The sequence below is a fragment of the Variovorax sp. 20P10.2.4 genome (assembly GCF_058244205.1).
On sequence record NZ_JBZAYE010000034.1, the window covers coordinates 1 to 25,849 of the forward strand.

Below are 25,849 nucleotides of genomic sequence, written 5' to 3' on the forward strand. Positions count from 1 at the left end.
TCGACCGGCGGCACGAGCGGCCCGCCATTCATCGCCTCGGTGCGCAATGCGGGCGCGCCGCTGTCGAACACGCGCCAGGGGTTCATCGACATCAGCCCGCTGAAGATCCAGGTCAGCGTGACGGCCGCGAACAACAGGCCGGTGATGTGATGCCAGCGCATCATGAAGCCACGGTACGGCGAGCGCGAGCCGCTGCGGTAGCGGCTCGCGAAACGCCAGCGCAGGATGCCGACGGCCGTGCCCATGAGCGTGACCGCGATGCCCAGGATCGAGAGCCAGTTGACGATGTCGGCCCAGTACGGATCGAGCGCGCCGCCGCGCAAGGGATACAGCCAGTGGATCCACGCGCCCGCGTAGTTCCACAGCCGCTCGGCGCGCGGCGCATCGCGCACCACCTCGCCGGTACGGCCCGAGACATAGAGCCGCGTGTGCGCGGCATCGACCAGCGCCACCTGGTGCAGCGGCCGGTGCGCATCGAGCGCGCGCGAATGAGTGAAGGCGTCCTCGTCGAGCGTGCCCTCGTACACCAGGCCCACGCCCGGACCCGCGAAGGCCGCGGCGCTGGCCATCGCGAGTTCGCGGTCGACATGGCGCAACGGCGTGCCGGTGGCCGCGTCGATCACCACACCGGCCTTGGCGCCCTTGCCATCCGCGGGCTGCGCGAGGTACACGGCGCGGCCGCCGCTGGCCGCGGCCAGGCGCAGATCCTTGAGCGGCCCCGCGATGCCCGCCGCATCGAGCGCCTCGCGCGGCCCGAGCAGCGCGGCATCGGCCGCGAGCGGCGGCAGATGCAGCAGCCGCTCCGACTCGGTGAGCTTGGGATAGCCCACGTACATCATCACCACGCCCGAGACGAACCACATCGCGAAGAAGGCGCACACCACGATGCCGAGCCAGCGGTGCAGCAGGAACAGCCAGCGCTTGAGATGGGCCATGGACCAGCCCTCCTCAGAACGCGACGTGCAGGCTGAGGTCGCCGGTGCGCGGCGCGCCCAAATAGGCGAAGGTGCTGCCGAGGTTGGCCGCGTAGATGCGGTCGGTGGCATTGCGCACGCGGCCCACCAGCGTGACCGAGCGGTTGATCTTCCACGACAGGCCCAGGTCGACCAGCGTGTACGACGGCCAGCGCGCGCTGTTGGCCGCGTCGGCGTATGCCTTGCCCACGTGGCGCAGGCCCACGCTGGCCTGCAGCGCGGGCGTGATCGCGTACGACACCCAGAGGTTGGCCACCACGGCCGGCGTGTTGGTCGGCGTGCGGCCCGCGAGCGACACGCCGTTCTGCACGAAGTTGTCGTACTTCGCGTCGACGTAGCTCAGGTTGCCCTGCAGCGACCACCGCGGCGTGGGCTGCAGGCCCACCGCGATCTCCACGCCCCTGGACGACTGCTCGCCCACGAGCACGGTCAGCGCGCTGTTGTTCGGGTCCTGCGTGGCGATGTTCTTGCGCGAGAGGCGGTAGGCCGCCACGGTCGCCGTGCCCTTGCCCTGCCAGAAGTCGAGCTTGGCGCCGACCTCGGCCTGCCGGCCGGTCGTGAGCTCGCTGTTGTTCATCACGTCGGCGAACGAGGCGGTCGACAGCACGCCCGAGGGCGGGTCGGCCGCGGTCGCGTACTGCGCATAGAGGTTGGCGCCGGGCGCGAAGTCCCACACCAGGCCCACGCGTCCCGTGGTCGGGTTGTAGTTGCGCTGGTAGCTGGCCGGCGCGCTGGCGCTGATGGCGCGACGATTGGTCAGCGCGAGCTCGATGCGATCGTGGCGCAGCGCGCTCACGAGGTGCAGCGAGGGCGCGAGCGCCGTGCGGTTCTCGATCGACAGCGCGGTGGTCGTCACCTTGTTGTCGCGGTCGGGGTTGAAGCCCGGCCGCATGCCCGGCACCGCGAAGAAAGGCTCGGTGGCGAAGAGGTACGGATTCACCGTGCTCACCGTGGCCGGCAGGCTGTTCGGAAAGCGCGTCTGCTTGTTGACGCTGAAGTCCAGCCCGAAGGACCAGTCGCTGCGCAGGCCCGCGAGCTGCCCCTTGTAGAGGCCCTCGATGCGGTCGCCCACCACCTGCTGGTCATGGCGCTGCAGCAGGGCCGCCGAGCGGATCACGGCCGTGTTGCTCGCATTGAAGCGGTAGCTCTCGACGTTGCGGTAGTCGCGCAGCGCGTCGTAGGCATAGAAGGTGTTCTTCAGCTGCAGCGCATCGGACACGCGCCAGTCCGCGATGGAGCGCAGCCATTGCACGCGCTGCGCATAGATGCCGTCGGCGCTGTTGTAGTTCCTGAAGCGCGTGGCCGGGTCCACGCGCAGGTTGCCAACCACGGGATTGAGCAGCGGCGTGCCCCAGTACGGGCGGTCCACCCATTCGTCCTGGTACTCGTAGGCCAGCGTGTGCGTGAAGCCGCCGCCGAAGTCCGACAGCAGCGAGGCCGCGAGCTGCGTGGCGCGCGTGCGCGTGCCGTCGGTCCAGCCGTCGGCGTCCTTGCGGTTGAGGTCGATGCGCGCATAGTGGCTGCCCGCGCCGCCATCGCCCGCGATGCGGCGGTTGAGCCCGATCGAGGCCTCCTTGAGCTGCTGCGTGCCCAGGCGCAGCCGGGCCTCGGTGAGGTCGCCGCGCTCGGCGATCTTGCTGATGTAGTTGATCGAGCCGCCGACCGCGCCCGCGCCGAACAGGAAGCTCGACGGCCCGCCGATGACCTCGACGCGGTCGTAGATCCAGCTGTCGACCGGCCGCGCGGCGATCGAGTACTGCACGTTGATGCCGTTGAACATCTGGCTCAGCGAGCCGGCGCCGAAGCCGCGGTAGCTCACGCCGATGTTGCCGGGCGCGTTGTGCGCCGTGATGCCGGGCACCGCGCGCAGGATCTCCTGCGTGTCCTGCGCGCCGCGTGCCTCGATGGTGGCGCGGTCGACCACGCTGACCGAGGCCGGCGTCTCGCGCGGCGTCAGGCCCAGGCGGCTGCCGGTCTCGGAGGGCGTGTCGAGGTTGAGGCGCCCGTTGGGCGCGGGCGCGGGTGGCGGGTCGACCTCGATCGCTTGCAGCGTGGTCTGGACCTGGGCCTGCGCGAAGGGCGCGGCAAAGGCGCCGAGCGCGAAGCAGGACAGCGCACGCGCGCGCAGGCGCTCGGCACCACGGCCGTGGGAAATGGCAATGAAAGGCACGGGATCTCTCTTCTCGCAGCGCGTGGCTGCGCTGACGGCGCAGCGGCGCGTGGCCGCGCATGCCGTCGACGAACGATGGGCGCCGCGCGCGGACCGGCGCGCCCGCGAGGCGACGCCAGGGTCCGTCGTGCGACGGATTCAGCGGTTCAGGCGAAGAGGAAGGAAGGAGGCCCGCGCGCCGGCAGCGGCGCGGCGGTGGCCGCGGCGATGCGCGCGGCGGGGATCGAACGCAGGGCGTAGGACAGCGGTGCCGGCATCGGCACCTCGACCTGCGCGACCGCGGGCGGGAGGCCGCCGATCACGCACAACGGGCAGTCCATGCCCATGCTGCCCATCGGCACCGCGCCATCCTCGGTCTGCACGACCATCGTGACGTGGCCCGAGGCCGAGCACACGATGTCGATCTGCTGAGGCTTGACGATCGGCGATGCGACCGCGACGGACAGGGACAGCACGAACCACGCCAGCACGAGGCGATGCAGGGTCGAGAGTTTTCGAAGGACGTGCACGGGCGCCATTATCGCGACGAATCGCCGATCGCAACGCAACAGCCCGTGCTACGCCTGGGGCTAGTCGATGGCGATGCTCGTCTTTTGCTGCTCGATGATCTCGACGATCAGCTTGCCGGTATGGATGACGTGCTCCGTCACCATCGCCTTCGCGCCCTGCGCATCGCCGGCCAGGCACAGGCGCAGCAGCTTCTTGTGCTCGGCCTCGGAGCGATCGACGTTGGTCTTCGATTTCCACGGCAGGTAGAGATAGCGCCCGAGGTTGAGCCGCGCGGACTCGACCGACTGCAACAGCAGCGGCCGATCGGCCTTGGCGTAGAGGCTCGCGTGGAATTCATGGTTGAGGCGGAACACCTCCTCGACCTGCCTGGCCTTGCCGAGCTCGTCCAGCAGCCCGGTGGCACGCGCGATGTCGGCACGCGAGAGATGCGGCACGGCCAGCTCGATGAGCCGCCCTTCGAGCAGCCAGCGCAGCTCGATCAGCTCGACCGCCTCGCGCGCGCTCAGGAAGGCCACCGAGGTGCCCTTGTTGAGCCGGGCCGTGGCCAGCCCCGCGGCGACGAGCCGCGAGAGCGCCTCGCGCACCGGCACATGGCTGACGCCGAAGCGAGCGGCGAGGTGGTCCTGCTTCAGCGGCGCGCCGGGTTCGAGCACGGCCGTCGCTATCTCGGAGCGGAGCGTCTCGTAGACCGATCCCGCGGCCACTTGCGAGCTGCTTTCCTTCATGTTGCGCCTTTTCTCAAAGTATATATACTTTCTTCACTTTATATATAATCATGCACCAGGCCGGACTTCCACCTCCGCCTGGGCACTGGAACTATGGCCGAAAAAATCCCTGGCTTCTGCGCCCTCTGCCGCTCGCGCTGCGGTTCGATCAGCGTGGTGGAGAACGGCGTGCTGATCGCCCAGGAAGCCAACCCCTCCCACCCGACCGGCAAGGCCCTCTGCGTGAAGGGCCGCGCGGCGCACGAGCTGGTGGCCAATCCGCAGCGGCTGCTGCATCCGCTGATACGCACGGCGCCGAAGGATGCCGCCGATCCGCTCTGGCGCCAGGCCTCGTGGGACGAGGCACTGGACCTCGTCGCGCAACGCATCGGGCGCCTCCGCGACGAGAGCGGTCCCGAATCGGTGTCCTTCGCCATCACTTCGCCGAGCGGCTCGCCGCTGTCCGACGGCATCGTCTGGATCGAACGGCTGGTCAATGCCTTCGGCAGCCCGAACCTGTGCCGCGGCACCGAGATCTGCAACTGGCACAAGGACGTCGCGCACGGCTTCACCTTCGGGCGCGGCATCGGCGCGCCGGACTTCTCGAACACGCAGTGCATCGTGCTGTGGGGCCACAACCCGTCGGCGACCTGGCTCGACCATGCGACGGGCGTGACGGAAGCCTTCGCGCGCGGCGCGAAGATCGTCGTGGTCGATCCGCGCAAGGCGGGCTTCGCGATGCGTGCCCACCAATGGCTGCGCGTGCGGCCGGGTTCGGACGGCGCGCTGGCGCTGACCATCGCCGGCGAGATGATCCGCAACGGCGAATACGACATCGACTTCATCCGCCGGCACTCGAACGGGCCGCTGCTGGTGCGCGAGGACACGGGCGCGTTCCTGCGCGAAGCCGACATCACCGGCCTCGCCTCGCAGCGGCTCGTGGCCTTCGACGAGGCGAGCGAGTCCATCGTGCCCTACGACCCCGGCACGGCCAGCTACGCGTCGCAGGACTGCACCCTCGCGCTCTTCGGCGCCAGGACGCTGCAAACGACCGCGGGCCCCGTTCGATGCCGGCCCGCCTTCGCGCTCTATGCCGAGCTGTGCGAGGCCATGTCGCCCGAGCGCGCCGAGGAACTGTGCTGGGTCCCCGCGCAGCAGGTGCGCGACACCGCGCGGCTGCTGTTCGCGCACCGCCCCGTCAGCTACTACGCGTGGTCGGGCGTCGGCCAGCACACCAACGCGACGCAGACCGACCGCGCGATCGCGCTGCTCTACGCGCTCACGGGCAGCTTCGACGCGGCCGGCGGCAACGTGGACTTCGCGCATCCGCCGGCGCGCAAGGCATCGGGCAAGGAGCTGCTGTCGGCGGCGCAGCTCGCGAAGTGCGTAGGCATCGACGAGCTTCCGCTCGGCCCGGCCGCGCAGGGCTGCATCGGCAGCGACACGCTGTACCGCGCCATCCTCGAAGCCAAGCCCTACGCGATCCGCGGCGTGATCGGCTTCGGCGCCAACCTGCTGCTCGCGCATGCGAACCCGCTGCGTGGCGCCGAGGCGCTGCGCAAGCTCGACTTCTTCGTGCATGCCGATGTGACGCTGACCCCGACCGCGCACTACGCCGACGTGGTGCTGCCGATCGGCACGCCCTGGGAGCGCGAGGCGCTGCGCATCGGCTTCGAGGTGAACCAGGGCGCCGAGGAGCTGGTGCAGTTGCGCCCGCGGATGGTGGCGCCGGTGGGCGACAGCCGCTCCGATGCCTGGGTGGTCTTCGAGCTCGCGAAGCGGCTCGGGCTGGCCGACCGGTTCTGGGGCGGCGATATCGATGAGGGCATGCGCTACATGCTCGAGCCGCTGGGCATCGGCCTGGAAGCACTTCGGCAGCACCCCGAAGGCATCCGCTATCCGCTGGAGACGCGCTACCAGAAGCACCACGGCGCGGGCTTCCGCTTCGCGACCGACACCGGCAAGGTCGAGATCTATTCGGCGCTGCTGCACCGGCATGGCCAGTCGCCGCTGCCCGTGTACGTGCCGCCGCTGCCGAAGCTGCGGCTTCGCGAAGAAAGCTCGGACTTCCCGCTCGTGCTGACCTCGGCCAAGCTGCCCCAGTACTGCCACAGCCAGCACCGGCAGGTGGCGTCGCTGCGCAGCAAGGCCCCCGACCCGCTCGTGGCCATGAATCCCGCCACGGCCGCCGCGCGCGGCATCAAGCCCGGCATGTGGGTGCGCGTGCGCTCGCCGAGCGGCTCGGTGCGCTTCAAGGCCACGCTCGATGCCAGCCTCGATCCACGCGTGGTCTGCGCGCAGTACGGCTGGTGGCAGGGCAACGAGCAACTGGGCCTGCCCGCGCACGCGCCGCTCTCCGAACAAGGCTCGAACTTCAACCTGCTGGTCGACGACGGCGATCTCGACCCCATCAGCGGCTCGGCGCCGCACCGGTCCTACATCTGCGAGGTCGTGGCCGAAGCCGGGCCAGCCGCCTGAACACCGAACCGAACGCCATCCATCCACCCACTCCGTCGATACCCATGCAAGTCAAAGTCCAACGCAAGGTGCCCGAGGCCACCGACATCTGTTCCTTCGAGCTGGTCGCCATCGGCGCCGAGCCGCTTCCGCCCTACGAGCCCGGCGCCCACATCGATGTCGATGTCGGCGGGGGCGAGACCCGGCAATACTCGCTGTGCGCGCCGCATGGCGAGGGGCGCTATGTCATCGGCGTGAAGCGCGATCCGCGCTCGCGCGGCGGCTCCCGGTTCATGCACGAGTCCGTGAACGAAGGCGATGTGCTCACCATCGGCGCGCCGAGAAACCACTTCCCGCTCGCGCCGGACGGCGAGCGCTTCATCCTCGTCGCGGGCGGCATCGGCATCACGCCGCTGCTGTGCATGGCCTCGCACCTGGGCGCTGCCGGAAGAGCGCTCGAGCTGCACTACTTCGCACAGTCGGCGGAACACGTCGCCTTCCGCCGGCAGCTCGAGGACGCGGCACTGGCCCCTTCCGTGAGGCACCACCAGGGTCATGGCCCCGACGCGCTGCCCGAGCTGCTGGCATCGATCGTGGGCGATCCGGCGCCGGGCAAATACCTCTACCTGTGCGGACCGCGCCCCTTCATGGAGCTCGTGCGGCAGGCCGCGGCGAACTGGCCGGCCGACCAGGTCCGCTTCGAGTATTTCGGCGCGGGTTCGACGCCTCCCGCCGCATCGGCGCCGCAGGCCGCGTTCGAGGTCTGCGCCGCTGCCTCGGGCATCTCGGCGCGGGTGGAAGCGGGCCAGAGCATCGTCGAGGTGCTGCGCGCCAACGGCGTGCACATCGAGACCTCGTGCGAGGAAGGCCATTGCGGCACCTGCATGACCACGGTGCTCGAGGGCCGGCCCGAGCATCGCGATTCCTTCCTCACCGAGCCCGAGAAGGCGTCGGGCACGCTGATGCTGCCGTGCGTGTCGCGCAGCTGTTCCGCGCGGCTCGTCCTCGATCTCTGAGCGAATGGGTCATGGCGCGAGCGCGCGCCATGACCGACGCAGCGCGTTCAGAACGCCGTGACGTTCCACTCGTACTCGGTCGCGACCTCGCCGAGGATGCGCAGGCGCTGCGCGGGCTCGGCGGACAGCGCGGCCAGGATGCGGGTGTTCAGGGCCACCATCGTGGCCTTGGCGTTGTCGGCGAATTCCACCGTGATGCCCTGGTCCTCGTACTTCTGGACGAAGGCCTGCGCCGCCACCCCGATGACGAAATAGAGGCCCGCGTTGTCGAGGTCCGACTTCATGAGGTCGAAGGCGCCGCGGTACAGCAGCTTGAAGGCGTCGGAGCCCGACAGGTCGTTCGCGAAGCGGGTGCTGATGTCCTGGAAGTTCATGGTGTGTTGCCTTCGATGTGCTCAGTGATGAAACCCTTGCCGCCGTGCGCCGCGGACCACGCGACCGGATCGCGCAGGAAATCGTCGAACTCGGCGATCACCTCGCGGCCGAAACTGCCTCGTTGCGCCGCGACCGCGCGGATGTCGTGCCAGTTCGCCAGCGCATGGACCTTGAGCCCCAGCGTGGCCAGCATGCGGCCGGCACCGAACATGCCGTAGTCGAACAGCACCAGCACATCGCCGACCTCGGCACCCGCGGCGCGCAGCGCGCGCGCGAAATTGGCCTTCGATGCGCCGGCCGCCATCATGTCGTCGACCAGCAGCGCGCGCTCGCCGGCGCGCACCACGCCCTCGACCTGGCGGGCGCCGACCGCGCGCTTGCGGACGTACTGCATCGGCAGCTCCAGCGCATCCGCGATCCAGGCCGCCAGCGCGATGCCGCTGGACTCGCCGCCCGCGATCGAGCCCACGCCGGCCAGGCAGCCATCGGCTCTCAGCAGCTCGATGGCATGAGCCACGAGTGCGCGGCGCGCCTCGGGAAAGGAAATGAGCCGCCGGCAATCCATGTAGACCGGCGTCGCCCATCCCGAGGGAAGCCGGAAGGGCTCGTCGGTGCGCAAGGTCACGCAGCCGGCGTCGAGCAGCCGGGCGGCGACATCGAGGCGGGTCGGAGTCGGGTCTGGGGCGGTGGTCATGGCGGTCGTGCCTTCGGCTAATGAATTCGGTCGAGCAATTTGCGCAGGTGCATCGCACCCGCCTTGCCCTTGTAGGCGGCCTTCCAGAGCCTGCCGATCATGGCTTCGTACATGCGCACCGCCTCGGGCGAGGCGGTCACGGTCGCGATGCCGTTGCGCACGTTCGGCAGCTCGCCGAGCCGGAACGGGCTCACGGCCAGCACGCTGCCGGCCCGGCCGGAGAACACCTGGAAGGTCGCGGTCGGCATGGCGTCGTCGATGAGTCCGATCTGCACGTCGATCGGTTCGCTCTCCATCAGGTCGGCGATCCGCTCGACCTCGCGGCGCGCCGCCAGCCGGCGCTCGGTGCGCACGCTCTCGGGCATGTCGATGCGGCCGACCAGGCCGGTATCGACGAAGCGCTCGAGCTCGCGCAGCCCGATCAGGCTCACGATGTGCGGCCGCCGGCGCTGGAAGAAGGCCCGGCGCTCCTGCATGATCTGCAGCATCTTGTCGATGTCGGCCGAGGTCGGCCCCTTGCCCGCGCCCTTGGGCGATGCCTCGATCAGCATCTGGCGCAGGGTCGGCAGGTAGTCCTCCGAGGTCAGCAGCAGCGAGATCGGCTCGAAGTGCGCGAGGATGCGGTCGGACGACTCCTCGAGCTGGCGCATGCGCTCGAACAGGCCCAGCGCGGTCGAGTAGTACTCCACCTCCACGCCGAGCAGCGACGCCAGCGTGGTGTCGAGCAGGTGGGCCAGGCGCTCGAGCGTCTCGATCTTGACGATCTCGCCCTTCTCGAGCCGGTACACGACCGCGCGCGAGATGCCCAGCCGCTCGGCCACGTCCTCGGCCAGCAGCGAGGCGCCCACCCGGTAGGCACGCAGGCGCTTGCCCAGCGCCACGTAGTCGATCGATGACTTGAAGGTCGAATTCGCAGCTTCCATCTCGTTTTCCACTTTATGGATCGAAAAAGAAACTATAGGCGAATTCGGGCACCCGCGGTCCCCGTCGAGGCGCGAGGCGATGCGGGAACTCACGCCGCGACCGGCTCGCGCACGGGCGCGTCCCGCAGGGCCCAGTGCAGGCGGCTGCCGCCGAGGAAGGGATGGAGCGCCCCGCCGGCCGCGAGCGCCACGTCCTGCGGCACCTCCCAGGGCGAGCGCTCCAGCGTCACGCTCGCCTCGTTGGGCGCGAGGCCATAGAAGCGCGGACCGTTGAGGCTCGCGAAGGCCTCGAGCTTGTCGAGCGCGCCCTCCTCCTCGAACACCGTGCAATAACTCTGCAGCGCGACCGGCGCATTGAAAATGCCGGCGCAGCCGCAACCCGCCTCCTTCAGCGTGCGAAGGTGCGGCGCGGAGTCGGTTCCGAGGAAGAAGCGCGCATCGCCCGAGGTCGCCACCCTGCGCAGCGCCAGCCGATGGCGCTCGCGCTTGAGCACCGGCAGGCAGTAGAAATGCGGCCGGATGCCCCCCGTGAAGATCGCGTTGCGGTTGAACATCAGGTGCTGGGGCGTGATCGTCGCGGCGAGACGACCGCTCGCATCCGCCATGACGAAGTCCGCGGCTTCCTCGGTCGTGATGTGCTCCAGCACCACCTTGAGCGCGGGAAAGTCGCGCAGCAGCGGACGCAGCGTCGACTCGATGAACACCGCCTCGCGGTCGAAGACATCGACGGCCGGATCGGTGCTCTCGCCGTGCAGCAACAGCGGCATGCCGATGGCCTGCATCGTCTCGAGCACCGGCGCCACCTTCGCGATCGACGTGACGCCAAGCTCGGAATGCGTGGTGGCGCCGGCCGGATACAGCTTCGCCGCGGTCAGCACGCCGTCCTCGAAGCCGCGGCACAGGTCGTCGGCGGACGTGCCGTCGCAGAGGTAGACCGTCATCAGCGGCTCGAAGTCGGCGCCGGGCGGCAGGGCCGCCACGATCCGCTCGCGGTAGGCGCGCGCGAGCGCGGTGGTCGTCACGGGGGTCTTGAGGTTCGGCATGACGATGGCGCGGCCGAACTGCGCGGCGCTGTAGGGCAGCACCGTCTGCAGCATGGCGCCGTCGCGCAGGTGCAGGTGCCAGTCGTCGGGGCGGCGCAGGGTGATGCGGGTGGTCATGGGAAGACTCATTTCAATCGGGCGAAGGCCGCATCCATCGCGCCGACGCCGAGCATGAAATCCTCGATGTCCATCGCTTCGTGCGGGTTGTGCGAACCGTTCTGGTTCCGCACGAACAACATGCCGCTCGGGATGCCGGCATTGGCGAACAGCGAGGCGTCGTGCCCCGCGCCGCTGGGAATGAGCTCGAAGGCCGCCTCCTGCGCGGCGCAGGCTTCGGACAGCACGCCGCAGAGCTTCTCGTCCATGGTCGCGGGATCGCTGAGCAGGCGCCGGTCGAATTCGAAGCGCACGCCGCGCTCGCGCTCGATCGAGCCGCATTCGGCGCGCACCAGCTGGTAGAAGGCCTCGAGCGTGTCGGTGCTCTTGCTGCGCGCCTCCAGGCTGAAGCTCACCTGCCCGGGAATGCGCGAGATCGAATGCTCGGCCGGGTCGGTGCTGACGATGCCCGTGGTCACGACCAGGTCGGTGCCGCGCTCGAGCAGCACGCGCCAGTGCTCGTCGATGCGCATGATCAGGTCGGCGACCGCGAACATGGCGTCGTGGCGCAGCCAGCGCGGCACCACGCCCGAATGCTGCGCGTCGCCGTGACAGACCACGCGGTTGTGCCGCACGTTGCCGCGGATGCCCGAGACCACGGCCAGCGGAAGCTGCCGCGCGACCATCACCGGCCCCTGCTCGATGTGCAGCTCGAGGTAGGCCTTGATGCGCGCCTTGTCGAGCAGCGTCTGCTGCGCGCGGATCGCCTCCACATCGGCGCCGCAGCGCCGCATGCAGGCCTCCATCGACTCGCCGGTGCTGCGCTGCTTGAGCGCGAGGTCGCTCTCGCTGACCTTGCCGAACAGCGCGCCAGAGCCCATGTAGGCCTTGCCGAACCAGGCGCTCTCCTCGCCGCGAAACGCGACCACCTCGAGCGGGCGCGCGTAGGGCGTGCCGCCGGCCTTCTGCGCGACCAGGCACAGAAGGCCCGCGACCACGCCCGCATAGCCGTCGAAGTTGCCGCCCTGCGGCACCGAGTCGATGTGCGATCCGCACCAGGTGACCGCGCTCGCCGCCGCGGTCTGCGGCAGTCCGAACACGAGGTTCGCGGCCCGGTCGGCCCGGACCTCTAGCCCTTCGCTCGCGGCGAAGGCGCGCAGGTAGTCGGCGGTGTCCGATTCGCCGCGGCCGTAGCTCTGCCGCGTCACGCCGACCCCGTCGAAGGTCAGCTCGCGCACGTCGGAGAACAGCTTCTCGGCCATGGGACGAAGTCCAGCCAGGCTCATCATCCTTGCCCCTTCCCTAGCCCGACTGCTGCGCGAAGCGCAGCCAGCGGTCCGAGAGCTGGCGGTCGAGCTTGACCTGGCCGGTGAGGTCGCGGATGTTCTTCACGCCCATCTCGTCGCAGTACGCGACCAGGCCGTCGATGATCTTCTGCATCGCGCCCGGATCGATGAAGGAGGCCGTGCCGACCTGGACCGCGCTCGCGCCGGCCAGCATGAACTCGACCGCGTCGTGCGCGCTGGCGATGCCGCCGCAGCCGATGACCGGGATGCGCACGCTGCGGTAGCACTGGTGCACCATGCGCAGCGCGATCGGCTTGATGGCCGGTCCCGACAGGCCGCCCATCACGTTGCCGAGCATGGGCTTGCGGGTGCGCACGTCGATCGACATGGCCAGCACCGTGTTGCCCATCACGAGCGCGTCGGCACCGGCCTCTTCCGCGGCCCTCGCCACCGTTGCCACGTGCGAGGCATTGGGCGTGAGCTTGGCCCACACGGGATGATGCGTGCGGCGGCGGATCGCGCTCACGACCTTGTAGGTCGTCTCGGGCGTCATCGCGAAGGCCATGCCGTCGGCCTCGAGGTTGGGGCAGGAGATGTTGGCCTCGATCACCGCCACTTCGGGCAGCGACATCTCGGCCACCGCGTCGGCGAACTCGTCGACCGTGTCCGCCGAGATCGAGACCACGACGGGCGTGTCGAAGCGCGTGTAGGGCGGCAGCACCGTCTCGCGGTAGTAGTCCAGGCCCTTGCTCGGAATGCCGATCGCATTGAGCATGCCGCCGCGGGTTTCCGCCACGCGCGGCGTCGGGTTGCCGGCACGGCTCTTGGGCGAGACGCTCTTGATCACCAGCGCGCCCAGCCGGTTGAAGTCGAGCGCTTCCGCGTACTCGATGGCGAAGCAGCCCGAGGCCGGCATGACCGGGTTGCGCAGGCCGACGTCGCCGACCCTGACGTTGAGATCAGCCAAACTCCACCTCCCCGACCACGTCGCCGATGGGAAACACGGGACCTTCGCGGCAGACGCGCAGGAATTGCTTGTCGCCCTCGCGGTCGAACAGCCTGACGCAGGACAGGCACACGCCCATGCCGCAGGCCATGCGCTGTTCCATCGCCACCTCGCCCCGGGTGCCCGGATGGTCGGCGAGGATGCGCTGCAGCAGCATCAGCACGCGGTGCGAGCCGCAGGTGTAGACGGCGTCGTGATGCCGTTCGCCGAGCAGACGGCGCACCAGCGTGTCCATGGCCTCCACCGAGGAGCTGCCGTCCGAGTCGTAGACGCAATGCACGTCGGCCTCGGCGCCGCGCAGGAACTCGTCGCGCATCAGGTCCTTGGGGGCGCGCGCCGACATCACCGCCGTGATCGCGATACCCATCCCGGCCGCCTGCCGCAGCAGCGGCGCCATCGTCGCCAGGCCGACGCCGCGCGCCACGACCATGATGCGTTCGTCGTCCGGCGGCAGCGTGAAGGTGTTGCCCAGCGGGCCGACGATGTCCATCGCGCCGCCGACGGGCAGCGAGGCCAGCGCGTGGGTTCCGGTGCCGGTGACGTTGTAGAGGAACTCGATCGTGCCCGCCTCCGGCCCCACGCCGTAGACGCTCATCGGGCGCAGCAGGAAGGGCTGGAGGTCGTTCGTCGTCGGGCACTTGAGCTGGTAGAACTGCCCGGGCCTGGTCGCGCCCGCCAGGTCGGCCGGCGCGCTGAGCTTCAGGTACTTGTAGCGGTCGTTGACCCAGCGGTGCTCGGCGACCTCGCAGCGGTACGAGGCCACGGATTGCGCGTTGCGCTGGAAGCAGGCGCCCTCGCCCTGCGGCGCGGGCGGATGCACGGGCCGGAACGCGGACGACGGGTGGTCGATGGCGGCGAGCATCATTCGAGCTCCTTGCCCTTGAGTTCGGGAATGAGGAAGTAGGTGGCGACCATGTCGACCAGGTAGATCGCGGCGAGCAGCGCGATCGCGATCTGGAACGAATAGGCCGCGACCATCGCGCCGACCACCACCGGGCCGAAGCCGCCGATGCCGCGGCCGAGGTTGAACAGCACGTTCTGCGCCGTGGCGCGTGCTTCCGTGGGATAGGCCTCGGAGATCAGCGCGCCGTAGCCGCCGAGCATGCCGTTGACGAACATGCCGAGCACCGCGCCGACCCACAGCAGCGAGACCGGATCGGACAGCTGGGAGTACGCCAGCACCATCGCCACGGCGCCGGCCTGGAACAGCAGGAAGCTCGGCTTGCGCCCGATGCGGTCGGCCAGTTGGCCGAAGACGAAGATGCCCAGCATCATCCCGAGGATGGTCACCGAGGTCCACATGGCCGACTTCGTGAGGTTGAACCCGAGCTTGTTGGCCAGGAAGCTCGGCATCCAGATCATGATCCCGTAGTAGCCGAAGTTCTGCACCGCGCACAGCACGACGATGCCCAGGCTGGTGCGCGTGGTCTGCGCATCCTTGACCAGCAGCTTGAAGGACCTCAGGCGCGAGCCCCGGGCCTTGGGCTTGCGCACGAACACCTCGGGCTCGTGCAGCTTGTTGCGGATCACCCAGGCCACGAGCGCGGGAACGACGCCGACCAGGAACATGCCGCGCCAGCCGATGTGCGGCATCAACAGCGGCGTGAGCAAGGCGGCGCCCAGCACGCCCAGTTGCCAGCCCAGCGCCACATACGAAGAGACTCGGGCACGGTGCTTGGCGGGCCAGGCCTCGGCCGCCAGCGCCATGCCGATGCCGAACTCCCCGCCCAGGCCGATGCCCGCGATGGTCCGGTAGACCAGCAGGTCCCAGTAGCCCTGCGCGAAGGCACAGAGCCCGGTGAAGACCGCGAACAGGACGATGGTCCAGGTCATCACGCGGATGCGCCCGAAGTGATCGCTGAGCGAACCGAAGACGATGCCGCCGACGACGGCGCCGACCAGCGTCCAGCTCACCAGCGAGCCGGCCTGGCCCGGCGTGAGGTGCAGGTCGGCCGAGATGGCCGTGAGCATGAAGCCCAGGATCAGCAGGTCGAAGCCGTCCATCGCATAGCCGATGGCGGAGCCGGCCAGCGCCTTCCAGGCGTAGCCCGAGACGGCGTCGTCGCGTGGCGCGGAGGCGGTCGAATCTGGGGTGGATGACACGTCAGGACTCCTGGTTTGACGCGGAAAGCCCGGCGCCGGCGGATGGATGGGCCATGGAAACGGTCTCGGCATGGAGTTCGTTTCGCTCATTTGCGATACTAGTATCAAAAAAGATATCGATCAAGAAAAAGTTCACCGGGTTGTCTCTGTGGATGGATGAAAGGAACGAGGGAAACCGGGGGATCGAGCCTGGCGTCGGCTCGCGCGGCCGCTAGAAGCGGTGGCGGACGCCGACGCCGAGGCTGTTGCCGCCCGCCATGGCGGTCGCGCGATCGCGCATGAGGACGGCATAGACGTCGGTTCGCTTCGACAGGTAGTGATCGTAGGCCAGGCTCAGCGTCGTGCGGCTGCCGTCGTAGGACCCGGCGATCTTCGTCCTCGCGACGGCCGCGAGGACCTGCCCCGCGGTCGACCCGACCGGCACGCTGGCGCCGAGGGAACTCGTGGTACCGCGATAGCCCGTCGCTTCGGCCTTCGACCGACCATAGCTCGCATAGGCCTTGAGCAGGCCGAAGTCGTAGGCCCCGCCCAGCATCCAGTCCTTGCGCGTGGTGGGCACCACCGCGCCGGCGACCGTGGCCGTGATGACGCCCGGGTTGACCGGGTTGGAGATCTGGTCGCGCTCGTAGAAGCCCGCCACCGTGAGCGGCCCGCTGACGTAGGTCGCGCTGATGCCGGTGTTGTTCTTCCCCTTGTAGCCGGTGTCGCTGGACTGCTCGCCGAACTGGTAATGCAGGTTCACGCGCAGGCCGCCGAAACTCGGCGTGCTGTAGATGAGCTGGTTGCTCCAGCCGGTGTCGGAGGGCGAGGTGCGGTACAGCCAGCGCGCGGTGTTGACGTTGGCATGCAGCACCAGCGGCGAGAACGCGAAGGAGTTGCCGAAGGGGTTGACCAGCACGGTCGGGATGAAGTTCGGCGCCGCGGCGCGCCCGAGCTGAAGGCTGCCGTAGGCACCGGAGATGCCGACGTTGGCATCGCGCGCGAAGTAGGGGTCGCCGTCGAAGCGGCCAGATTTGCCGGTATCGGCACGGAAGAAGGCATTGAGCGCGAAGTAGGCCTTGAGCCCGCCGCCCAGGTCCTCGGTACCGGCGAAGCCGAAGAACGAGGTGGTCATGCCGCCGCTTCCAAGGACCTTGGTGCGGCCGAGGTCGCCCGCGTAACGCATCGATCCCGCGTATTCGTCGATCAATCCCTGCACCGACACACTGCTCTGCGCACAGGCGCAACAAGCCGTCGACAGCGCGACGGCGGCAACTACAAGACTCTTCATGGGTGGCTCACTTCTCAAGGCTCGAGGGAACGCCGAGCGCCCCTTCGCGGCACGCCCGAACGACGGACAGGTGGCTCTGGCACGGGTGCACCGCCATGAGGCGAATCGCCTCGAAAACTCGGCACATCCGATAAAAAAGCACCATTAAAGAAACCAGGATCAAAAACGAGATCGGATTCTGGCGCGGTTCCGCAAGATCGATGCCAAGGGTTTTCGAGCGGTCGAGGCCGGGCGCTTTCGCGCTATTCGCGTGCGCTCGACGCGGGGTCGAACGGACCGGCGTCCGGCGGCCGATTGTTCAGTTTGGCTTCAAAGGCCTTCGCGCCTTCGGGCCTGTGTGCCGGCGATGCGCGTCCCTAGACTTTGCGCACCACAACACGCCCACGGACCGCACCATGCCCTTCACACTCCACATCAACGGCAGCGCGCGCGAGGTCGATGTCGACGGCGACACGCCCCTGCTCTGGGTGCTGCGCGACGTGCTGGGCCTGTACGGCACCAAGTTCGGCTGCGGTGCCGGCCTGTGCGGCGCCTGCACCGTGCACCAGGACGGCGTCGCGATCCGCTCGTGCATCACGCCCGTCGAGTCGGTGGGTGCGCAGCGCATCACCACCATCGAAGGCATCGGCGCGACGGCGGTCGGCCAGGCGGTGCAGAAGACCTGGCTGGAACTGGACGTCGTGCAGTGCGGCTACTGCCAGTCGGGCCAGATCATGTCGGCCACGGCACTGCTCGCGGCCACGCCGCGCCCCACGCCCGCGGACATCGTGGGCGGCATGTCGGGAAACATCTGCCGCTGCGGCACCTATGTGCGCATCCAGGCCGCGGTGCAGCGCGCCGCCACGCTGATCCCGATCAAGGCGACCTGACATGAAGCACGACCGCATGCCCATGGCCGACACCGCATCCACCCCCGGCCTGACGCGCCGCGCCTTCGTGGCCACGGCGCTGGCCGCCGGCGGCGGGCTGGCGCTCACGGTGAGCCTGCCGCCGCTCGAGGCCAAGGCCGCCGGCGCGCAGCCCGAGGCCTTCGCGCCCAATGCCGTGGTCCGCATCGGCACCGACGGCCTCGTCACGCTGGTGATGCCGCGCGTGGAGATGGGCCAGGGGATCTACACCGCGGTCGCGCTGCTGATCGCGGAGGAGCTCGAGATCGATCCGCGGCGCGTTCGCCTCGAACATGCGCCCGCCGACGAGACGCGCTATGCGAACCCGCTGACGGGCGGGCAGATCACGGGCGGCTCGACCTCGGTGCGCAGCACCTGGGAACCGATGCGCCGCGCCGGCGCCACTGCCCGGCTGCTGCTGGTCGATGCGGCCGCGCGCCGGTGGAAGGTCGACCCTTCGACCTGCCGCGCCAGCGACGGTGCGGTCGAGCATGTGCCCACGCGCAGGAAGCTCGCCTATGGGCAGCTCGCCCATGCGGCCGCGGGCCTGCCCGTGCCCGCCGAGGTGCCGCTCAAGGACCTGGCGACGCTGAAGCGCATCGGCCAGCCGCTGCTGCGCCTGGACGGACCCGACAAGGTCAACGGCCGCGCGCGCTACGGCCTCGATGCCAGCGTCGCGGGCATGCGCATCGCCGCGATCGCCCACTGCCCGGTGATCGGCGGGCGCTTGGCGTCGGTCGACGACACCCGGGCCATGGCGGTCAAGGGCGTGCGGCAGGTCGTGCGCATCGACAACGCGGTCGCGGTGGTGGCCGACCACATGGGCGCGGCGCGCAAGGGCCTGACCGCGCTCGAGATCCGCTGGGACGAAGGCGCCAACGCGGACTACTCGACCGAGAAGCTGATCGCCGCGCTGGCCAATGCGTCGTCGCGCTCCGGCGCCGTGGCGCGCAAGGAAGGCGACACCGTGGCGGCCGCGCGCGGCGCCGCGCGGACGGTGGACGCGATCTACCAGCAGCCCCTGCTCGCGCATGCGCCGATGGAGCCGGTGAACTGCACCGTGCACGTGCGGCCCGATGCCTGCGAACTCTGGGTCGGCACGCAGGTGCCGGCGCGCGCGCAGGCCGCCGCGGCCGAGCTCACGGGCTTGCCGATCGAACGCGTCGAGGTGCACAACCACCTGCTCGGCGGCGGCTTCGGCCGGCGGCTGGACATCGACTTCGTGATCCAGGCCGTAAAGATCGCGAAGCAGGTGAAGGGCCCCGTCAAGGTCGTGTGGACGCGCGAGGAGGACACGCGGCACAGCACCTTCCGCCCCTACCACTACAACCGGCTCAGTGCCGCGCTCGATGCGCGCGGCCGGCCGGTGGCATGGCATCACCGCGTGACCGCCTCCTCGATCCTCGCGCGCTGGGCACCGGCGCGGTTCCAGAACGAGCTCGACGGCGATGCCATCCGCGACGCAGCCGGCCCCTATGGCTTCGCGAACGTGTTGGTCGAGTATGTGCGCGAGGAACCGCCAGCGGGCATCACCACCGCCTTCTGGCGCGGCGTCGGCCACATGCAGAACGCCTTCCCGGTCGAATGCTTCGTCGACGAACTCGCGCACCTGGCGGGCAGCGATGCCATCGCCTACCGGCATGATCTGCTCGAGAAGCATCCGCGCGCGCGCCACGTGCTGGAACTGGTGGCGCGGAAGTCCGGCTGGGGCGGCGCCCTGCCCGCCGGCAAGGGCCGCGGCGTCGCGCTGACCTTCTGCTTCGGCAGCTACGCGGCCCAGGTGACGGAGGTGAGCGTCGATGCCGATGGCGCGGTGCGCGTCGATCGCGTGGTGATCGCGGTGGACTGCGGACGCCTCATCAGCCCCGACACCGTGGTCGCGCAGATGCAGGGCGGCACCGCCTTCGGGTTGTCGGCGGTGCTCTACGGAAACATCTCGATCAAGGACGGGCGCGTCGAGCAGGGCAACTTCGACACCTACCGCGTGCTGCGCATGGACGAGATGCCCGTCATCGAGACGCACCTGGTGCCGAGCACCGAACCGCCGGGCGGCATCGGCGAGGTCGGCACCGTGCTGACCGCACCCTCGGTCCTCAATGCCGTGTTCGCGGCGACCGGCAAGCGCATCCGCCGGCTGCCATTCGCCGCGGAAGAACTCCAGCGGGCATGAAGCGCCGCGCTCTCTCGATTGGAAATCCACACATGACAACGAACAAGCTCGGACCGAAGCTGATTGCCGCCTGCCTCGCGGCCCTGGGAGGGATCGGCGCGGCGCAGGCGCAGACCGTCGACCCCGGCGCCGGCGACCTGGCACGCGGCAAGACCGCCTTCGCGCGCTGCGCCGCCTGCCACTCCGTCACCGGCAGGAACGGCATCGGCCCGCACCTCGACGGCGCCTTCGGCCGCGTCGCGGGCAAGGCCGAGGGCTTTCGCTATTCGCCGGGCATGGCGGCCTCGACCCGGCCCTGGGACGTGCAGGGCCTCGAGGCCTTCCTCGCGGCGCCGACCCAGGCGGTGCCCGGCACCACCATGCCGCTGAACGTGCCCGGCGCGCAGGACCGCGCCGACCTGATCGCCTACCTGCGCTCGCTCGCGGCGCCGCGCTGATCAGCGCCGCCGCGGGCCCGTGCGCTGCTGCATGAAGTCGATGAAGGCGCGCAGCTTGCGCGGCACGTGCATGCGGCTGGCGTGGTAGAGGTGGAAGCCCGGGAAGCTGGGCCACCACGGCTTGAGCAAGGGCACGAGCCGGCCGCTCGCGAGGTCGTCGTGCACCTGGGCCTCGAACACGCAGGCGATGCCGGCGCCGGCGCGCGCGGCGCTCAGCAGCACGTCGCCGTCGTTGGTGAGGATGGCGGCATCGACCTCCACCTCGAAATCGCGACCCTTGTTCGAATACTCCCAGCGGTAGACGCCGTTGCTCAGCCGGATGTTGATGCAGCGGTGCTGGCTCAGCTCCTCGGGCGTGCGCGGCGCCGCGCGCCCCTTCAAGTAGTTCGGCGCCGCGATGGTCGCGATGCGATGCGGGCCACCGAGCGGCACGGCAACGACCTCCTGCGCGAGGTTCTCGCCGAGCCGGATGCCCGCGTCGAAGCCGCTGCCGATGAGGTCGACCAGCGCGTTGTCGCAATGCAGCTCGAGCCTGATGTCCGGATAGGCCTGCGCGAACGCGGCCAGGTGCGGCAGCAACAGCAGCTCGAACGCGACGCGCGAGAGGTTGATGCGCAACAGACCGGCCGGCTTCTCGCGCACCTCGTTGACGCGTTCCACGGCGGCCGACAGCGCCGCCAGCGCGGGCGCCGCATCCTGCAGGAAGCTCTGGCCGATCTCCGTGACGCTGACGCGCCGCGTGGAGCGGTCGAGCAACCGCACGCCGAGCCGCTTCTCGAGCGAACGCAGCGTCTGCGACAGCGCCGAGGGCGACACGCCGAGCTCGGCCGCGGCGCGCGTGAAGCTGCCGTGATGCGCGACGCGGGCGAAGACCGCGATGAAGGGGATGAGGTCGGGAGCCATCGCTTCATTATGAAGCTCGACTTCAAACCGCATCGACCCGATCCATATTTCAATTCAGCAATCGGCGGCCTATCGTCGGGTCCAACGCTTCACCATTCAAAGGATTCACCATGACCCATCTCGCAGGCAAGGTCGCCATCGTCACCGGCTCCTCGAAGGGCATCGGCGCGGGCATCGCCGAGCGCCTCGCACGCGACGGCGCCAGCGTCGTCGTCAACTACGCACGCAGCGAGAAGGAAGCGGCCGCCGTGGTCGACCGGATCACCGCCGCGGGCGGCCAGGCCGTGGCGGTGCAGGCCGACATCTCCGAACCGGCACAGATCCAGTCGCTGGTCGATGCCACGCTGGCGCGCTTCGGCAGGCTCGACATCCTCGTGAACAACGCCGGCACCTACAGGCTCGATTCGCTCGACACGATCACGCCCGAGAGCATCGCCGAGCACTTCGACCTGAACGTGCGCGGCCTGCTGCTGATGACGCAGGCCGCGGCACGCGTGCTGCCCAGCGGCGGCACGGTGGTCAACATCAGCTCGGGCGTGGCCACCAGCCCCTCGCCGCAGGCGCACGTCTATTGCGCGACCAAGGGCGCCGTCGACGTGCTGACCCGCAGCCTCGGCATGGAGCTCGGTCCGCGCCACATCCGCGTGGTGGGCATCGCGCCCGGGTTCGTCCTCACCGAGGGCAACGCGGCCGGTGCCGAGGCCTATTCGGCCCACTTCGTGCCGAAGACGCCGCTGGGCCGCGCCGGCCAGCCCCGGGACATCGCGGGGGCGGTGTCCTTCGCCGTCTCCGAGGATGCGGGCTGGGTCACGGGCTGCACCATCGACGTCGCGGGCGGGATGGTTTTCTAAATCTCGGCCAGGCGCTCGACGGTCGCATCGACCAGGGCCCGCAGCCGCCCGAGCCGGCGCAGGTCGCGGTGGAACCCGACCCAGACGTCGCGCCCTGGCGGCAGTCCACCGAGATCGACGACCTCGAGCGCCGTGCAGGCATCGCCCAGCGGCGCCGGCAGCACGGCCAGGCCCACGCCCGCGGCGCACATCCGGGCCTGCGCCTCGCGGCTGTTGCTGCCGAAGGCCACGCGCGCCTTCGGCAGCTTCTTGCGCAGCCAGGCCGCGTCGGGGAAGTCCTGGAACGCGCTGTCGAGCGTGATCAGCGGCACGCCCTGGCCATCGCTTCGCACGGGATGCGCCGTGCCCTTCGCGCGGTAGACGCGGTAGGCGACATGCACGGCCTTGCGCTGCACCACGTCCGCTTCGTCGAAGGGCTGGATGCGGAACACGAGGTCCGCCTCGCGCCGCGCGAGGCTGAACAGGCGTGCATCGGTGATCAGCTCGATGTTGACCAGCGGGTGCTGCCGCACGAACTCCGCGAACACGGGCGTGAGGATGTGCACGCCGAACCAGTCCGACGACGACACGCGCAACTGGCCCTCGAGCTGCTGCGCCTGGCCGGCCAGCCGGCGCTCGAAGGCCAGCGCCTCCTCTTCCATCCGCTCCGAATGCGCGAGCACCGAGACCCCTTCGTCGGTCAGCACGAAGCCGTCCTTGCCGCGCTGGAACAGCGCCTGCCCGACCTCGCGCTCGAGCACGCGCAGCCGGCGCCCCATGGTCGGCTGCGACTGGCCGGTGAGCCGCGCGGCGCCGCCCAGCGAGCCGGCCCTGGCCACCGCCAGGAAGATCCTCACGTCGCTCCAGTCCATGTTTTCAACCCATCAAAAGTGAATGGATGTGATGCAGTTCTGTGAGTTTACGTTCAGTTTTGAAGATCGAACAATGGACGCCTCTTCAAGCCATACAAGGAGTTCTCCATGTCGAAAGACGATTCGATGCGCGCACTGATGGTGTGCGAAGCCGGCGGCCGCTTCGAGGCCGTCCGGGTGCCCCGGCCCGTGCCGCGCAAAGGCGAGGTGCTGGTGCGCATCCATGCGAGCGGCGTCAATCCGCTCGACTCGAAGATCCGTGCCGGCGCCGCGGCCCATGCGCGCCATCCGCTGCCCGCGATCCTCGGCATGGACCTGGCCGGCGTGGTCGAGCAGGTCGGCCCTGGCGTCACGGCCTTCCGCGTCGGCGACGAGGTGTACGGCCTCACCGGCGGCGTCGGCGGGCTGCAGGGCTCGCTGGCCGAGTTCGCCGCGGTCGATGCCGACCTGCTCGCGCCCAAGCCCGCCAATCTCTCGATGCGCGAAGCCGCGGCCCTGCCGCTGGTCGTGATCACGGCGTGGGAAGGCCTGGTCGACCGCGCGCGGACCCAGGCGGGACAGAAGGTGCTGGTGCATGGCGGTGCCGGCGGCGTCGGCCATGTCGCGGTGCAGATCGCCGTCGCGCTCGGCGCGCAGGTGTACGCCACCGGGCTGCCCGCCCAGGCGGAGACCATCCGCGGCTTCGATGCCACGCCGATCGACTACACGAGCACGACGGTCGAGCAGTACGTGGCGGCCCACACCGGCGGCGAAGGCTTCGACGTGGTCTACGACACCGTGGGCGGCGCCACGCTCGACGCCTCGTTCGGCGCGGCGCGCCAATACGGCGGCCATGTCGTCAGCTGCCTCGGCTGGGGCACCCACAAGCTGGCGCCGCTGTCCTTTCGCGCGGCCACCTATTCGGGCGTCTTCACCCTGCTGCCGATGCTCAGCGGCAAGGGACGCGCCCACCACGGCCACATCCTGCGCGAGGCCGCGAAGCTGGTCGAGGCCGGCCGGTTGCTGCCGCTGATGGATGCGCGCCGCTTCGACCTCGATGCGGCCATGCAGGCCCATGAGGAAGTCGAGGCGGGACGCGCGAAGGGAAAGATCGTGGTCGAGATCGGCGGGTAGCAGGATCCCGGGGTGGCTCAGCGGCCCTGGAGCAGCAGGCCCAGCGGCGCGAGCGGGCCGACCGGCATGAACTCGTACTGGGCGAAGCCGCCCGTCACGAGCGGCAGCGCATCGATCGCAGCCTTGGCCTGCTCGACGGACTCGGCGCTCATGAGGAACACGACGCCGGGCTTGTCGCTGCGGTACCAGTACTGCTCGATCCTGCCGTCGAGGTAGAGCTGCAGGGTGTCGGGCACCTCCTTCGACATGACCTGCTGGCGTTGCTCGGGCGAGAGCGGCTTGACGATGGTTCCGATGGCGAGGACTTTCATGGGGGACTCCTGATGCAAGTGCGTTGCGTTGTTGAGGAAGACCGAGGTTAGGTGGCGGCGCGAAAAATCCGAACAGGCGCGAACGACAACTTAACGGTCATTTCCGCCAACCTGCCGGAAGGGTTTCCAGGCTCGTTCCGGCGCCGAGTCCCTATAGTCGCAAGCAACGTCTTTCCCGCCATTTCCGCCATGCACATCTTCCTGCTCGCCCTCGACGGCGTGTTCGACACCGGCCTCACCGTGATGCTCGACGCCCTCGGCCTCGCCAACAAGTTCGCGGCCCGCGAGATGGGCGGGTCACTGTCCTTCGAGGTGACGATCGTGGGCATGCGCCGGCGCGTGCGCTCGGGCCAGGGCTTCGCGATTCCCGTGAAGCCGCCACCGCCGGGCCTGCGGCCGGACTGGGTGGTGGTGCCGGCGCTGAACACCTCGACACCCGAATCGCTGGTGCCCGCGCTCTCGCGGCCCGACGTGCGCCAGGCCAAGGCGCAATTGCGCACCTGGCATGCGCAGGGCGCGCGGATCGCGGCCTCGTGCATCGGGACCTTCCTGCTCGCCGATGCCGGCCTGCTCGACGGCGGTCAGGCGACCACGACCTGGTGGCTGGGCCCGCTGTTCCGCCAGCGCTATCCCGAGGTTTCGCTCGACGAGTCGCGCATGCTGGTGCCCTCGGGCCGGGTGGTGACGGCGGGTGCGGCGATGGGCCACCTAGATCTCGCGTTGTGGCTGATCCAGCAGGCCAGCCCCGACTTGGCGGCCATGGTCTCGCGCTACCTGCTCGCGGACCTGCGCTCTTCGCAGGCGCCGTACATCGTGCCCCACCATCTCGCGCAGGCCGACCCCGCGATCCTGCGCTTCGAGCGCTGGGCGCGCGACAACCTCAAGCAGGGCTTCTCGCTCGACACGGCGGCGCGCGCGCTCGCGACCAGTCCGCGCACGCTGCAGCGGCGCTGCCAGGCCGTGCTCGGCAAGTCGCCGCTGGCCTACATCCAGGACCTGCGGATCGAGCGTGCCCGCTCGCTGGTGCACGGCAGCGATCTCGACCTCGAGGCCATCGCGGCCGAGGTCGGCTATGCCGATGGCTCGACGCTCGGTGCGCTGCTGCGCGAGCGCCTGGGCCGCGGCGTGCGCGAGCTGCGCGCCGACCTGCTCTGAAGTCCGCGGAACAGATGCGCTACCAGCCGCCGCCCAGGGCGCGGAAAGTGGCAACCGCGGCACGGCCGCTGTCGGACTGCACGCGCACCAGCCGGTCGCGCGCGGCGAGCAGTTGCCGATCCTGCTCGAGCAATTCGAGCAGGCTCACCGCGCCGCCCGCGTAGGCCTGCTGCGTGGCGCCGCGCGCGCGCACATCGGCATCGACCTCCTGCAGCAGCGCGAGGCGCTCGGCATCGAGCTGCCCTTGGCGGATCAGCGCGTTCTCGACGTCCTCGGTGGCGCGCAGCAGCGATTGCCGGTAGCGCGCCAGCGCTTCGGCCTTCGCGCCCTCGGCCTTCGCCACCTCCGCGTCGACACGGCCGAAATCGAACAACCTCCAATGCAGGCCGACCGCGGCCAGCGGCTGGAAGTTGGCCGACGACGGTGTCGCGGTGCGCAGGCTCTCGAAGCCCAGCAGCGCCGACAGCGAGACGCTCGGGTAGTACTCGGCCGTTGCCACGCCGATGCGGGCGCTGGAGGCGGCGAGGCGCCGTTCCGCGGCGAT

The 25,849-nt window shown here is 69.7% G+C and carries 25 protein-coding genes; 8 read left to right on the forward strand and 17 right to left on the reverse strand.

Annotated features, from left to right (window positions below; translation table 11 throughout):
- From AC27VN_RS05610 to AC27VN_RS05625, 4 genes are all read right to left on the reverse strand, one after another.
- Positions 1–935: PepSY domain-containing protein (locus tag AC27VN_RS05610; RefSeq protein WP_490875929.1), on the reverse strand; the 935-nt coding region annotated here is incomplete at its 3' end.
- Positions 936–948: 13 nt separating this feature from the next.
- A complete protein-coding gene (locus tag AC27VN_RS05615) occupies positions 949–3,135 on the reverse strand; it encodes a TonB-dependent receptor (RefSeq protein WP_490875949.1) in 2,187 nt (728 codons plus the stop codon).
- A 155-nt stretch (positions 3,136–3,290) separates the two neighbouring features.
- Entirely contained in the window at positions 3,291–3,662 is a 372-nt protein-coding gene (locus AC27VN_RS05620) for a DUF2946 family protein (protein ID WP_177239388.1), read from the reverse strand.
- A gap of 51 nt (positions 3,663–3,713) precedes the next feature.
- The gene (locus AC27VN_RS05625) at positions 3,714–4,379 is read right to left on the reverse strand and encodes a GntR family transcriptional regulator (RefSeq protein ID WP_490875930.1); all 666 of its coding nucleotides are present in this window, start codon (positions 4,377–4,379) and stop codon (positions 3,714–3,716) included.
- A gap of 93 nt (positions 4,380–4,472) precedes the next feature.
- On the opposite strand from AC27VN_RS05625, the gene AC27VN_RS05630 reads away from it, so the two are divergent.
- A complete protein-coding gene (locus AC27VN_RS05630; RefSeq protein WP_490875931.1) occupies positions 4,473–6,836 on the forward strand; it encodes a molybdopterin-containing oxidoreductase family protein in 2,364 nt (787 codons plus the stop codon).
- Positions 6,837–6,880: 44 nt separating this feature from the next.
- Entirely contained in the window at positions 6,881–7,831 is a 951-nt protein-coding gene (locus AC27VN_RS05635; protein WP_490875932.1) for a PDR/VanB family oxidoreductase, read from the forward strand.
- Positions 7,832–7,878: 47 nt separating this feature from the next.
- On the opposite strand, the gene AC27VN_RS05640 is transcribed toward AC27VN_RS05635, so the two are convergent.
- From AC27VN_RS05640 to AC27VN_RS05680, 9 genes are all read right to left on the reverse strand, one after another.
- Positions 7,879–8,205, reverse strand: a complete 327-nt coding sequence (locus AC27VN_RS05640) for a hypothetical protein (protein WP_490875933.1) — start codon at positions 8,203–8,205, stop codon at positions 7,879–7,881.
- Positions 8,202–8,900, reverse strand: coding sequence for an orotate phosphoribosyltransferase (locus AC27VN_RS05645; RefSeq protein WP_490875934.1), 699 nt, complete (start codon positions 8,898–8,900; stop codon positions 8,202–8,204). The genes AC27VN_RS05640 and AC27VN_RS05645 overlap by 4 nt, the downstream gene beginning before the upstream one ends.
- 17 nt (positions 8,901–8,917) lie before the next feature.
- Positions 8,918–9,823 (reverse strand): helix-turn-helix domain-containing protein, encoded by a 906-nt coding sequence (locus tag AC27VN_RS05650; protein WP_490875935.1) that lies wholly within the window; start codon positions 9,821–9,823, stop codon positions 8,918–8,920.
- Positions 9,824–9,912: 89 nt separating this feature from the next.
- Positions 9,913–10,983: a dihydroorotase gene (gene pyrC / locus AC27VN_RS05655; protein WP_490875936.1), complete on the reverse strand. Its 1,071-nt coding sequence runs from the start codon at positions 10,981–10,983 to the stop codon at positions 9,913–9,915.
- An 8-nt stretch (positions 10,984–10,991) separates the two neighbouring features.
- Positions 10,992–12,248, reverse strand: a complete 1,257-nt coding sequence (locus AC27VN_RS05660; RefSeq protein ID WP_490875937.1) for a hydantoinase/carbamoylase family amidase — start codon at positions 12,246–12,248, stop codon at positions 10,992–10,994.
- Positions 12,249–12,264: 16 nt separating this feature from the next.
- A complete protein-coding gene (locus AC27VN_RS05665; RefSeq protein WP_093345548.1) occupies positions 12,265–13,215 on the reverse strand; it encodes a dihydroorotate dehydrogenase in 951 nt (316 codons plus the stop codon).
- Positions 13,208–14,116, reverse strand: a complete 909-nt coding sequence (locus tag AC27VN_RS05670; protein ID WP_490875950.1) for a dihydroorotate dehydrogenase electron transfer subunit — start codon at positions 14,114–14,116, stop codon at positions 13,208–13,210. Before AC27VN_RS05670 ends, AC27VN_RS05665 begins: the two co-directional genes overlap by 8 nt.
- A complete protein-coding gene (locus AC27VN_RS05675; protein ID WP_490875938.1) occupies positions 14,116–15,357 on the reverse strand; it encodes an MFS transporter in 1,242 nt (413 codons plus the stop codon). The genes AC27VN_RS05670 and AC27VN_RS05675 overlap by 1 nt, the downstream gene beginning before the upstream one ends.
- A 211-nt stretch (positions 15,358–15,568) precedes the next feature.
- Positions 15,569–16,627, reverse strand: coding sequence for a porin (locus AC27VN_RS05680; protein ID WP_490875939.1), 1,059 nt, complete (start codon positions 16,625–16,627; stop codon positions 15,569–15,571).
- 395 nt (positions 16,628–17,022) lie between these two features.
- On the opposite strand from AC27VN_RS05680, the gene AC27VN_RS05685 reads away from it, so the two are divergent.
- The 3 genes from AC27VN_RS05685 to AC27VN_RS05695 are packed head-to-tail and all read left to right on the forward strand — an operon-like array spanning position 17,023 to position 20,121.
- On the forward strand, positions 17,023–17,496 hold the full coding sequence (locus AC27VN_RS05685; RefSeq protein WP_490875940.1) for a (2Fe-2S)-binding protein: 474 nt from the start codon (positions 17,023–17,025) through the stop codon (positions 17,494–17,496).
- Position 17,497: 1 nt separating this feature from the next.
- Positions 17,498–19,684, forward strand: coding sequence for a xanthine dehydrogenase family protein molybdopterin-binding subunit (locus AC27VN_RS05690; RefSeq protein ID WP_490875941.1), 2,187 nt, complete (start codon positions 17,498–17,500; stop codon positions 19,682–19,684).
- A 32-nt stretch (positions 19,685–19,716) separates the two neighbouring features.
- Positions 19,717–20,121, forward strand: a complete 405-nt coding sequence (locus AC27VN_RS05695; protein WP_490875942.1) for a c-type cytochrome — start codon at positions 19,717–19,719, stop codon at positions 20,119–20,121.
- On the opposite strand, the gene AC27VN_RS05700 is transcribed toward AC27VN_RS05695, so the two are convergent.
- Complete coding sequence (locus AC27VN_RS05700) at positions 20,122–21,024, reverse strand: LysR family transcriptional regulator (protein WP_490875943.1); 903 nt, start codon at positions 21,022–21,024, stop codon at positions 20,122–20,124.
- A gap of 110 nt (positions 21,025–21,134) precedes the next feature.
- On the opposite strand from AC27VN_RS05700, the gene AC27VN_RS05705 reads away from it, so the two are divergent.
- Positions 21,135–21,875: an SDR family NAD(P)-dependent oxidoreductase gene (locus tag AC27VN_RS05705; RefSeq protein WP_490875944.1), complete on the forward strand. Its 741-nt coding sequence runs from the start codon at positions 21,135–21,137 to the stop codon at positions 21,873–21,875.
- On the opposite strand, the gene AC27VN_RS05710 is transcribed toward AC27VN_RS05705, so the two are convergent.
- On the reverse strand, positions 21,872–22,726 hold the full coding sequence (locus AC27VN_RS05710; RefSeq protein WP_490875945.1) for a LysR family transcriptional regulator: 855 nt from the start codon (positions 22,724–22,726) through the stop codon (positions 21,872–21,874). The two genes, AC27VN_RS05705 and AC27VN_RS05710, sit on opposite strands and share 4 nt — an antisense overlap.
- A gap of 108 nt (positions 22,727–22,834) precedes the next feature.
- On the opposite strand from AC27VN_RS05710, the gene AC27VN_RS05715 reads away from it, so the two are divergent.
- A complete protein-coding gene (locus AC27VN_RS05715) occupies positions 22,835–23,839 on the forward strand; it encodes a zinc-dependent alcohol dehydrogenase family protein (protein ID WP_490875946.1) in 1,005 nt (334 codons plus the stop codon).
- A gap of 17 nt (positions 23,840–23,856) precedes the next feature.
- Here the strand turns inward: AC27VN_RS05715 and AC27VN_RS05720 are convergent, their stop codons facing one another.
- Complete coding sequence (locus AC27VN_RS05720) at positions 23,857–24,150, reverse strand: hypothetical protein (RefSeq protein ID WP_093345525.1); 294 nt, start codon at positions 24,148–24,150, stop codon at positions 23,857–23,859.
- A 189-nt stretch (positions 24,151–24,339) separates the two neighbouring features.
- On the opposite strand from AC27VN_RS05720, the gene AC27VN_RS05725 reads away from it, so the two are divergent.
- Positions 24,340–25,305, forward strand: a complete 966-nt coding sequence (locus tag AC27VN_RS05725) for a GlxA family transcriptional regulator (protein ID WP_490875947.1) — start codon at positions 24,340–24,342, stop codon at positions 25,303–25,305.
- Between the two features lie 19 nt (positions 25,306–25,324).
- Here AC27VN_RS05725 and AC27VN_RS05730 read toward each other — a convergent pair.
- A partial coding sequence (locus AC27VN_RS05730; protein ID WP_490875948.1) for a TolC family protein occupies positions 25,325–25,849 on the reverse strand: 525 nt, incomplete at its 5' end.